The sequence below is a fragment of the Aquimarina muelleri DSM 19832 genome, assembly GCF_000430665.1.
GTDB classification, from domain to species: domain Bacteria; phylum Bacteroidota; class Bacteroidia; order Flavobacteriales; family Flavobacteriaceae; genus Aquimarina; species Aquimarina muelleri.
The window spans coordinates 78,129-89,336 of the sequence record NZ_AUML01000005.1 but is presented as its reverse complement, the minus strand read 5'-3'; the positions used below and the strand labels follow the sequence as shown (position 1 = coordinate 89,336).

Genomic DNA, 11,208 nt, shown 5'->3' with positions numbered 1-11,208 from the left:
AATTTTTTTTGACACAAGATGCTTAGTATTGTGTAGCAGATACATACAGAATATATTATAACTAGGGCTACAAGGATATCGATACCGATTAAAACCTAAATATTAAATTGTTGAAGTATAAATAAAATTGGAATGGAGAACTATTGTACTATATATTCACACGAACTTTATTTTGAAAGAATAATACCAGAGATACAGAAAGTATTTCCGAAAGGGGAAATATCTACCTCTGTACAAGACGAAAGAAAAACAATACAAGTGTCTATTAAAGAAGGACTTTTTAAACCTAAAAAAGAATTTCAAATTTCTTATAGAGAAAGAATAACCCCTTCCTATAAAATTTTGGAAATAGACTCTCCACTCACTCAAAATTTATCAGGAATGGCAGGTTTTGTAAATTCTTTACCAAATACAAATGAAAAAGTAAAAGAATTATTGCTTCAAAAAATACAAACGCTTAACAGTGAGCTTCCGATCCTGTCAAAAGGAGATTTGGATGAAGAATTAAAAGTGCTAACCAAAAATATTTGCCAATCTTTTGACGGAATAGTATTTGCTCAACCAAATATTAATATTAGTAAATCAGATACGCAACACTTTTTAAACAAAGACTTAAATCTTATTTTAGATACGAACGGAAATTGCGAAATCGAAAATCTAGAAGTAAAAATCGATTCGATATATTTTGATGGAGATCAAAAAGAATTGACGGAAGATCAAAAAAATCGAAAATCTAGAAGTGAATCCATTATAAAAGAGTATCAGGTTAAGTTAAATACAAATCTTCCTTGTATAGAGTCTGAAAATGATACAATAATTCGAACTTCTAAAGAAATTGCAGAAAGGATAACCCTGTTAGCAACAACAAACATGGTAGCATTTAATCATATAAGTGCAGAACAAGCAATAGAATACTTGAAAAAGTATGATCTTTTAGAAAAAGCAACTCAAAAAGAACTATCTTTTTTGGATAACCCTACAGAAGAAGCTAAAAGTCACGAAACCTGGAAATGCGAATGTATATGGGTTTTATCATGGGCATTAGAAATTATTGAAGATCTTGGTTCACCAAATAATTTAGCAGATTTAAATAAAATAGCATCCGATAGATATCCTATTGGTAAAGATAAAGATCCTAATCTATTTATAAACAGCATAAGTGCCACAAGATCAAAATCCGAAATACTAGATGCTAATGACTTGTATTATCGATTAGATTGGGCTTGTGTAGATGCAAGAATAAACGAGACTACCACAGAAAACATGCACCCGGGTGTTGTTTATGAAAGACATTATGCGCTTAATTGGCTTGTAGGGTATATGAATCAAGATTGGGATAATGTTTCATGTGACACCTAAAATTATAGCTATAATATTTATAAAAGAGTAATGTATAGTTTTATACATATACAATGATTTTAGAGCAAGCAATTTTATATATTAAACCAGAGCAATCAGCAAGCATTTGAAAAAGCTTTTAAAGAAGCACAAAAAAAATCATTTGCTCTATGCAAGGATATCTAAAACATGATGTGTTAAAATGTATAGAAGAAGATAATAAATACTTACTTCTGGTAGAATGGGAAACAATAGAAGACCATAAAATAGGCTTTCGAAAATCAGAATCGTATCAAAAATGGAAAGAATTATTACATCATTTTTATGATCCTTTCCCTATAGTACAGCATTATAAATCAGTATTAGCAGGATAGAGAAATATTTTTAACCTAATCATAAACCTAACTTATTGATTTTTTTAGTACCATTGTCAAAACAGCAAAAAAGATAATGAATACCATGTTTTATAAGTTTATATTTAGTATTTTCCTTTTAGGAAGCATATATGCATGTAAGCAGCAACCTGTTTCTATAAGTAAGGTTTCTGCAAAGCAACAAAAAATAGATTCTACAGCAATTACTAATAAAGATATAGATTCGTTTATAACACCGTTTCGAAATCATTTAAATAAAACATTAGATGCGACCCTTTGTATTGCTACCGATAATTTCACGAAAAACGATGCAGAGTTAGAAAGTACGTTGGGTAATCTTATGGCAGATATTTCGTTGCAACAAGTACAACCAGTGTTTCAAAAAAGATATAATAAAGAAATAGATTTTGTGCTTTTAAATCATGGTGGTATGCGAGCACCGATACTTAAAGGCGAGGTAACTGCAAGAACAGCTTTTGAGTTAATGCCTTTTGAAAATGAACTGGTAGTAACCGAGCTATCCTATCAAAAAGCCATAGAATTAGTTTCATATCTGGCAAAAAGACAACAAGCCCATCCTGTTTCGAATATACAATTAAGTATCGTAAAAAGCACTAATAAAGTAAAAGAGGTAACTGTTAATGGCCATCCTATAGAAGACGGAAAAAGTTATTTAGTACTTACAACAGATTATTTGCAAGAAGGAGGGGATAATATGAATTTCTTTGAAAATCCCATGCAATTATATAAAACAGATTACAAGCTTAGAAATGCTTTGATTGATTATTTTAAATCTGTAGATACCTTAAAAGTACAATTGGATAAAAGGATACAATATGCAAAATAGAAGAAGGTTTATACAACAAGTAGCATCGGCAACTACTTTTGTTAGTCTGGGAGGGTTAAGTTTAGCATCTTGCAGTAGGCCAATATCCAAAAAAATCACAGTATTACATACTAATGATGTACACAGCCAGATAGATCCATTACCCAATAATCATTATAAATATCCGGGTTTGGGAGGGTTTGCCAGAAGAGCATCTATAATAGAGCAGGTTCGGACACAAAATCCAAATACTGTTTTGTTGGATGCAGGAGACATATTTCAAGGCACTCCTTACTTTAATTATTATGGAGGAGAAATTGAGTTTAAACTCATGTCAAAACTTAAGTATGATTTAGCAACTATAGGGAATCATGACTTTGATAATGGTATAGATGGATTATTAAGTCAATTACCAAATGCAACCTTTAATTTTGTGTCTGCTAATTATGATTTCACAAATACGGTTCTTAACGATTTTGTAAAGCCTTATAAAGTATTGGTTAAAGACGGAATTCGTATTGGGGTTTTTGGGTTAGGAGTGGAACTAGAAGGTTTAGTAAACAAAAACTTATATAAAGAAACGTTATATCTGAATCCTATAGAAATAGCACAGGATATGTCGAGGGTTTTAAAAGAAGAAGAACACTGTGATATTATTATTTGTCTTTCTCATATAGGATATGATTATAAAACCAATCCAGATAAAGTCTCAGATTTACATTTAGCTAAAAAAACAAAAGATATAGATCTTATTATAGGAGGTCATACACATACCTTATTGCCAGAGCCTACAGTTGTAGATAACTCTATTGGACAAAAAGTACTAATTAATCAATGTGGTAAAAGTGGAATCTATATGGGGCAAATTGATTTTTATTTGGATAGTACAGGAAATAAAACTGCAGAAGGAAGATCTGTAGAAGTATAATTTCTTACCTCTCTAAATGCTAAAAAACTATATACGAAAACACCCTAAACGTTTTATCCTTTTTGGATTAGTATCTATATGGTATTACTTTTCATTACCAACCCCTTTATTTAAAGACCCTACTGCTACGGTAATAGAAACCAGAGCAGGAGAATTACTAGGAGCTAAAATAGCAAAAGACGGGCAATGGCGTTTTCCTGAAACCGATAGTGTTCCAAAAAAATTTGAACAATGTATTATTGCTTTTGAAGATCAGCAATTTTACCGTCATTTTGGGTTTAATCCTGTAGCAATGGGAGAAGCAATTCTACAAAACATAAAAGCTGGTAAAGTAGTTCGAGGTGGAAGCACCATCACGCAACAAGTTATTCGATTAGCCCGAAAAGGAGAAAAGAGAACCTATTTTGAAAAACTCAAAGAACTAATTCTTGCGACTCGTTTAGAGTTTGGAGCCTCTAAAGAAAACATTTTGAAACTATATGCTTCTCATGCACCTTTCGGAGGAAATGTGGTAGGTGTTGATATGGCTTCATGGCGATATTTTGGATTACCAGCATATCAATTATCTTGGGCAGAAAGTGCAACATTAGCAGTATTACCAAATGCACCGTCATTAATATACCCGGGTAAAAATCAAAATAGTTTACTACAAAAAAGAAATCGTTTATTGCAAACCCTTTTGCAAGAACATACCATCGATTCTTTAACATATGAACTCTCTATAGAAGAAAAATTGCCTCGAAAACCATATTTTTTACCACAAACTGCACCTCATTTATTAGAAAGAATAACAAAAGAAAAGGAGGGGAAGCGAGTGCAAACAACAATAGATCTTACATTACAAAAACAAGTTAATAAAGTAGTACATAAACATTATGAAATTTTAAAACAGAATGAAGTGCATAATATGGCAGTTCTGGTTTTGGATGTTACTACCAGAGAAGTCCTAAGTTATGTAGGAAATACTCCAACAGATAAAGCTCACCAAAAAGATGTAGATATTATTCAAGCCGCTCGTAGTACAGGAAGTGTATTAAAACCATTATTATATGCTGCGATGATGGATAAGGGAGAGTTGCTGCCAGAGCAATTAGTTGTTGATGTTCCAACCGTAATTTCGGGATATAGCCCTATGAATTATGATGAGGGATATAGTGGTGTTGCTCCTGCAAATAGAGCATTGGCAAGATCTCTTAATATTCCTGCAGTCCGTTTATTGCAGCAATATGGTTTACAGAGATTTAGAGATGAAATTAGTGCTTTTAAAATAAGGGATTTAAAATATAGTGCAGATCATTATGGATTATCTTTAATTGTTGGTGGTGCAGAAGGTAACCTTTGGGATTTATGTAAAACCTATGCAGGTTTTGCAGGTACCTTAAATCATTATCAAGATACGTCTAGTGAGTATTTCACTCAGGAGTTTACAGATCCAGTTGTCTTAGCAAATCAAAAAGTTTCTTTTGGCGAAAAAACAGAACAAAAACCAGTATATGGAGCTGGGAGTATTTGGCTAACTTTTGAAGCGATGAAAGAAGTTAATAGGCCAGAAGGAGACGAAGCATGGGAGTTTTATGACTCTTCTAAAGAAATTGCCTGGAAAACAGGAACAAGCTTTGGTAATAGAGATGCTTGGGCGATAGGAGCCAGTAAAGAATATGTAGTTGGTGTATGGATAGGCAATGCTGATGGAGAAGGACGTCCAGAGCTTACAGGGGTAAACTCTGCAGCACCTGTACTATTTGACGTTTTTAATCTAGTACCTAATTCTAAGTGGTTTCCTATGCCTTATGATGATCTGGCACAAGTAAAAGTATGTGAAAAAAGTGGTTACATTGCAAGTGCTAACTGCCCAGTTAAACAATCCTATATTCCTTTAGCAGGAAGCCGAACGAAACCTTGTTCGCTTCATCAATTAATACATTTAGATCCTACAAGGCAATACCGAGTAAATTCTTCTTGCGAGGATGTAGCAAATATTATTCACGAATCGTGGTTTGTATTACCCCCATTACAAGAATACTTTTTTAAAACAAATAATGCGGATTATCAAACCTTACCAGCATACAGATCAGATTGTATAAAGGAATCTCAGGAGCGAATGGATTTTATATTTCCAAAAGCAAATAGTAGTGTATATCTTCCTAAAGGGTTTGATGGTAAAACGAATGAAGTTATTCTTAAAATTGCACATACCGACCCTGAGACAAGAGTATTTTGGTATATTGATGATGAATTTGTAGGTACTACAAAACAATTTCATGAAATGCCGGTTTCTCCAAAAATTGGAATACATAATATCACTGTTTTAGACGAAAAAGGAAATGAATTAAAAAGGAAGATAGAAATTAAAGAATGATTCCTTTTTAGTGCAATAATTGACTAGTATAAGTAGTGGTAATTTATATAAAACATCAAGGTTAATAAAAACACAAAATATCGCAATATTATGTTAAAATAAAAATATTGTTAAATATTAAACAGTAATCTTATTATCTTAGAATCAGTATTTTATAAACTAACTCAAGGCTAATTAACGTAGTACACAAAATTAAATCTTAAAACCAATGAAAAATCAAATTTTGTTGCTTGTCATAGCGATATGTTCAAGCATAGGGGTCTATTCTCAAATAGGCCAAGGAGGAGAACCCTCATTCTCAAATGAAAATATTTCAAAATCTAGTCTAACTTCCACAGTAAAATTACCAAAATTAGATATAGCAAAACTACTTAAAGAAGATCAACTAGAGTCAAGTAAAGATGTGCCAATGCGTTTTGCATATCCACATCATACAAACCTAAACCCTGATAACTCTGGGAAATGGTATACCAATGCACAAGGAGATCGATATTGGCTGATAGAAATTGAATCTACAGGAGCATTATCTCTTAATCTTACTTTTTCTAGTTTTAAAATTCCAGAAGGTGGTAAGTTATTTGTTTACAATAAAGATAGATCTGATGTTAGAGGAGCATTTACCTCTGCAAATAATAAAAGTTCAAATAGATTAGGTTTAGCCCCTATAAAAGGAGATAAAATAATTGTAGAATATTTCCAACCTGCTCAGGTAAAACAATTACCAGATTTAAATATCTCGACAGTTGCTCATGATTATAGAGGTATAATGAGTATGGCAAAAGCTTTTGGAAGTTCAGGGTCTTGTAATAATAATGTAGTTTGTGCAGAAGGAGACCCATGGAGAGATCAAATTAGATCGGTAGCATTAGTAATTTTAGGAAACGGAACCAGATGGTGTTCAGGATCTTTAATAAACAATGCAGCAAATAACGGGACTCCATATTTTTTGACAGCAAATCATTGTACTGTTAATCAAACTGTAACCAATTGGGTATTTGTTTTTAACTATGAGTCTCCAGGGTGTAGCAATAACTCTGATGGATCTACAGCTCAGTCTATCTCTGGTTCTCAAATGATGGATAGTGGTTCAGGCTCGGATTATGCGTTATTAAAACTATCTTCTACACCACCTTCAGCATATAATGTATATTATTCTGGATGGGATGCTACAGGAAATATTCCTACAAAAACTACAGGTATTCACCACCCAGCTGGAGATGTTAAAAAAATATCATTTGATAATGATCCTTCTACAATTTCTGGATATTTGGGAGGTTCAGGAACCACACATTGGCAAGTTACGGATTGGAACGACGGTACTACTGAAGGAGGATCTTCTGGTTCTGCTCTTTTTGATCAAAATAAAAGAATTATAGGACAATTACATGGCGGATATGCTGCTTGTGGTAACGATAGAGGAGATTGGTATGGACGCTTATCAGTAACCTATCCAAATATTTGTCAATGGCTTGCTCCAGGGTGTTCTACTAAAGTAGTCAATGGATATAACCCTGGCAATGGAAGTGGAGATACACAAGCTCCTTCTACGCCATCTGGATTGGGAGCTTCTAATGTAGGAGCTACTTCGTTGTCTTTATCATGGGCTACCTCTACAGATAATATAGGAGTAACAGGGTATGATGTATATCAAGGTAATACAATTATTACTTTTGCAACGGGAACCTCTGTTACTATTACTGGATTAACTGCTAATACAGCATATCAGTTTAGAGTAAAAGCTAAAGATGCAGCAGGTAATACTTCAGGATTTAGTAATACCGTTAATGTAACTACTACTACCGCAGGAGTTACCTATTGTGCCGCTAATGGAAATAATACCTCAGATGAGTATATTAGTAGAGTTCAGCTAGGTTCTATTGATAAAACTTCTACTGCAGGAAGCGGAGGATATAGCGATTTTACGGCTGTAACAACAAATCTAGCCAAAGGATCCTCAAATACAATTACGGTTACACCTACTTGGACCGGTAGAAAATATAACGAAGCGTATCGAGTATGGATAGATTACAATCAAGATGGAGATTTTACAGATGCAGGAGAGCAGGTTTGGTCGCAATCAGCAACTCAAAATACTAGCGTGAGTGGTAATTTTACAGTGCCATCCTCTGCTGCTAATGGAGCTACAAGAATGCGTGTTAGTATGAGATATAATTCCCTTCCTTCTGCTTGTGGATCGTTTAATTATGGAGAAGTAGAGGATTATACCGTGGTTATCGGAGGATCTTCTCTTCTTGAAGAAAAAAATCCATTCTCTTCGGATAAGAATATAAAGGTTACTCTATATCCTAATCCTGTTAATGATGTACTAAATATATCATTTCAGACAAAATCGGATAGCATAACCTATTCCGTAGTAGATTTACTAGGAAAAACAGTAATAACCGTTACTGGTAAAATGAAATCTACGGTAGATGTAGGAAATCTAAAACAAGGAATTTATTTTCTGAAGTTTACAGATGGAATAAATCAATATACAAAACGTTTTGTAAAACGTTAATAACAACCTGTTATTTAGGGTAGTTTATAGAGTACTAAAAAAGAGTGGATATCTAGATATCCACTCTTTTTAATTAAAGTGTATCGTAATGAGAACCTTTTTACTGTCCCCAAGAATGTGTCTCTCTAGGATTAACCTTTTTGATCTAACCATAGGGGCTAATTTTGCTAGGCTATCTGCATCTTTTTTTGTTTTGCGAACAATTTCATATTCATACCTTTTTTTTAATCGATAAAATATTGTAGCATAAGTATGGCGCTCCCACTTTTTTCGTCTATATAATCAAAAACCTGAAAACCATCTTTCATTAATTTTTCTTTTTATCTGTTTTACAGAAACGTTTTGATCAATTACGGCAGTAACTGTAGAATTTAGTTCTCTGTTGTTTTTTTATTGAGGTCGTTTTTGGTAGTAAAGAATAGCTGCTAAACAAAGTATGCAGATGCTTTTACTTACCATGATAAATAAGGTTTTTTACTTAATTGAGAGTTGTAGTATTTAGATTCTCCTGTTATTTCTTTACCTAACCAATTTGGTTTTAAAAAAGATTCATTTTCATCGTTTAATTCAATTTCTGCAACAAACAAACCTGTGTTTTCTCCAAAAAACTCATCTACTTCAAACGTATGATTTCCTAAAGGGATTTCGTAGCGAACCTTTTCAATACTACCTTTTTCGCATAACGATAAAAGTTGTTCAGCTTCGGGAATACTAATTTCTTTTTCCCACTCAAAACGGGATGCGCCAGTGGCATTTCCTTTTCCTTTAACGGTTATAAAACCTTGTTCTCCCTTTATTCGTATTCGTACAGTTCGCTCTGGATCCGTATTTAAAAACCCTTGTACAATTCGAATACTTTTTTTAGCTTCATTTTTAAACTCTTCCGAAGTGATTAGGAATTTACGTTCTATTTCAATCATAGTTTATGATTATTTGTTTCTCTAATTTGGTTAAAAATTATTTTCCTTAGCTATTTCCTTTATCTCATCCGATAAGATTTGGGTTTTTTCGAAGTCAGTATTTGCTATATAAATCATTGCAGCAGCTATTGTCTCAGGAAAGATAGAACGATATTTTTTTAAAGAACCTATCAGAATAGGGTTTATAATTTTCATGACTTGTTTAAAAAAATATTCACCTGCTCTTTTTTCTTCTCTTTTTCCTCCAATAAGGGATGGTTGCATGATATGAGTTTTAAGAATTCCTAGAGCAAGAACACTTTCTTCCATTTCTTCTTTAATACGATTATAAAAAATAGTGCTTTTTGTATTTGCACCAAGTGCAGAGATCACAATAAATGTAGAGATATTATTTTCTTTACAAAGTTTGGCAGCTGTTACAGGGATTCCGTAATCTATTTTACGATATAAATCTTTATCTGGAGTTTTGGTATTTGTGGTACCGATACAGCAAAATACATGATCCCCCATAAAATTAGCCTTATAATTTTCTAACTGTAGCATATCTATAAGGTACTCTTGTATTTTTGGATGGGAAAAGCCAACACTATTTCTAGAAAAAATCTTAATAATATCGTATCGGCTATCTGTAAGCAATTTTTGTAATAAAACCCCTCCTGTTACCCCTGTTGCACCAAGTATAATAGCTGTTTTCATGGTTGTATTATTTTTTATTCATTTTAGTGTAGGTGAAAAAAATTTGTAAAGATTACTTATGATTATTAGATGCTCTAAATATATTATAATTTGAATCATCAATATGACTTATTTTTGTAATGTGGAAGCGATATTGGCAAATAGAAAAATTATTCATGTAGATATGGATGCATTTTATGCATCTGTTGAGCAAATGGATGATCCAGATCTTCGTGGTAAACCATTGGCAGTAGGAGGAGGAGGGAAACGAGGAGTGGTTAGCGCAGCTAGTTATGAAGCTCGTGTGTTTGGAGTGCGATCTGCTATGCCAGGTTTTAAAGCCAGAAAACTTTGCCCGGATCTTATTTTTGTTAGACCTAGGTTTGATCGATATAAAGAGATCTCCTCTCAAATTAGAAAAATATTTTTTGAGTTTACAGATTTAGTAGAACCGTTGTCTCTGGATGAAGCATACTTGGATGTTACCGAGAATAAAAAAGGAAACCCAAGCGCGAGCTTGATTGCTAAAGAAATACGGCAACGTATTTTTGATGAAGTTGGTTTAACAGCTTCTGCGGGGATATCTATTAATAAGTTTGTCGCAAAAGTCGCCAGTGATTATAATAAGCCTAACGGGCAAAAAACAGTAAATCCAGAAGAGGTAATTGATTTTTTGGAAGGATTGGATGTTAAAAAATTCTATGGAGTAGGTAAAGTTACACAAGCAAAAATGTATCAAATGGGGATTTACACTGGTAAAGACTTAAAATCTAAATCTGAAGAATTTCTAATCCAAAACTTTGGCAAATCTGGAGGGCATTACTATCGTATTGTACGAGGTATTCATCTTAGTGAAGTAAAACCTAATCGAGAACGAAAATCTTTGGCAGCAGAGCGAACTTTTAATGAAAACATAGCCTCAGAGATTTATATGCTGGAACGACTAGAAAGCATTGCCGAAGAGCTTCAAAAACGTTTAAAAAACAATAAAGTTTCTGGACGAACAGTAACGCTAAAGATTCGATATAGCGATTTTACCTTACAAACCCGAAGTAAAACATTACCTTATTTTGTAAACGATGCAGCTATTTTGCTAGAAACTGCAAAAGAATTACTATATCAGGATAAGATGAAAGATTCTGTGCGGTTACTAGGGATCTCTCTCTCTAACCTAAATACAGGAAAAAAAGAAACAAAGAAAAAAGAAGAAGTGGAGATTATCCAGCTTAGATTTGATTTTTGAAAGAAGTTTATTTTCATCAGCCTAATA

Annotated in this window: 9 protein-coding genes; 7 read left to right on the top strand and 2 right to left on the bottom strand. The window is 33.2% G+C overall.

Going from position 1 to position 11,208, the window contains the following annotated elements:
* Nucleotides 1–132: 132 nt before the first annotated feature.
* From H527_RS0104560 to H527_RS23025, 6 genes are all read left to right on the top strand, one after another.
* Complete coding sequence (locus H527_RS0104560) at nucleotides 133–1,359, top strand: DUF4272 domain-containing protein (RefSeq protein ID WP_035087414.1); 1,227 nt, start codon at nucleotides 133–135, stop codon at nucleotides 1,357–1,359.
* Nucleotides 1,360–1,508: 149 nt separating this feature from the next.
* The gene (locus H527_RS21415; RefSeq protein WP_229809246.1) at nucleotides 1,509–1,712 is read left to right on the top strand and encodes an antibiotic biosynthesis monooxygenase family protein; all 204 of its coding nucleotides are present in this window, start codon (nucleotides 1,509–1,511) and stop codon (nucleotides 1,710–1,712) included.
* A gap of 76 nt (nucleotides 1,713–1,788) precedes the next feature.
* Nucleotides 1,789–2,559, top strand: a complete 771-nt coding sequence (locus H527_RS0104550) for a 5'-nucleotidase C-terminal domain-containing protein (RefSeq protein ID WP_035087413.1) — start codon at nucleotides 1,789–1,791, stop codon at nucleotides 2,557–2,559.
* Nucleotides 2,549–3,466 carry a bifunctional metallophosphatase/5'-nucleotidase gene (locus H527_RS0104545; RefSeq protein ID WP_035087412.1) on the top strand — a complete coding sequence of 306 codons (918 nt, stop codon included), beginning with the start codon at nucleotides 2,549–2,551 and terminating at the stop codon, nucleotides 3,464–3,466. Before H527_RS0104550 ends, H527_RS0104545 begins: the two co-directional genes overlap by 11 nt.
* A gap of 16 nt (nucleotides 3,467–3,482) precedes the next feature.
* Nucleotides 3,483–5,825, top strand: a complete 2,343-nt coding sequence (gene pbpC / locus H527_RS0104540; protein WP_027411607.1) for a penicillin-binding protein 1C — start codon at nucleotides 3,483–3,485, stop codon at nucleotides 5,823–5,825.
* Between the two features lie 208 nt (nucleotides 5,826–6,033).
* Nucleotides 6,034–8,343, top strand: a complete 2,310-nt coding sequence (locus tag H527_RS23025) for a GEVED domain-containing protein (protein ID WP_027411606.1) — start codon at nucleotides 6,034–6,036, stop codon at nucleotides 8,341–8,343.
* A gap of 452 nt (nucleotides 8,344–8,795) precedes the next feature.
* Here H527_RS23025 and H527_RS0104530 read toward each other — a convergent pair whose 3' ends face one another.
* Nucleotides 8,796–9,263 (bottom strand): CYTH domain-containing protein, encoded by a 468-nt coding sequence (locus tag H527_RS0104530; protein ID WP_027411605.1) that lies wholly within the window; start codon nucleotides 9,261–9,263, stop codon nucleotides 8,796–8,798.
* Nucleotides 9,264–9,293: 30 nt separating this feature from the next.
* A complete protein-coding gene (locus H527_RS0104525) occupies nucleotides 9,294–9,959 on the bottom strand; it encodes an NAD(P)H-binding protein (RefSeq protein WP_027411604.1) in 666 nt (221 codons plus the stop codon).
* A gap of 103 nt (nucleotides 9,960–10,062) precedes the next feature.
* Here H527_RS0104525 and dinB point away from each other — a divergent pair, with 103 nt between their 5' ends.
* On the top strand, nucleotides 10,063–11,181 hold the full coding sequence (dinB, locus tag H527_RS0104520) for a DNA polymerase IV (RefSeq protein ID WP_051316630.1): 1,119 nt from the start codon (nucleotides 10,063–10,065) through the stop codon (nucleotides 11,179–11,181).
* Nucleotides 11,182–11,208 lie beyond the last annotated feature (27 nt).

Excerpts from the sequence above, each read along its gene's own strand:
- H527_RS0104560 (WP_035087414.1), top strand. The coding sequence starts at position 133 with ATGGAGAACTATTGTACTATATATTCACACGAACTTTATTTTGAAAGA.
- H527_RS21415 (WP_229809246.1), top strand. The coding sequence starts at position 1,509 with ATGCAAGGATATCTAAAACATGATGTGTTAAAATGTATAGAAGAAGAT.
- H527_RS0104550 (WP_035087413.1), top strand. The coding sequence starts at position 1,789 with ATGAATACCATGTTTTATAAGTTTATATTTAGTATTTTCCTTTTAGGA.
- H527_RS0104545 (WP_035087412.1), top strand. The coding sequence starts at position 2,549 with ATGCAAAATAGAAGAAGGTTTATACAACAAGTAGCATCGGCAACTACT.
- pbpC (WP_027411607.1), top strand. The coding sequence starts at position 3,483 with ATGCTAAAAAACTATATACGAAAACACCCTAAACGTTTTATCCTTTTT.
- H527_RS23025 (WP_027411606.1), top strand. The coding sequence starts at position 6,034 with ATGAAAAATCAAATTTTGTTGCTTGTCATAGCGATATGTTCAAGCATA.
- H527_RS0104530 (WP_027411605.1), bottom strand. The coding sequence starts at position 9,263 with ATGATTGAAATAGAACGTAAATTCCTAATCACTTCGGAAGAGTTTAAA.
- H527_RS0104525 (WP_027411604.1), bottom strand. The coding sequence starts at position 9,959 with ATGAAAACAGCTATTATACTTGGTGCAACAGGGGTAACAGGAGGGGTT.
- dinB (WP_051316630.1), top strand. The coding sequence starts at position 10,063 with ATGACTTATTTTTGTAATGTGGAAGCGATATTGGCAAATAGAAAAATT.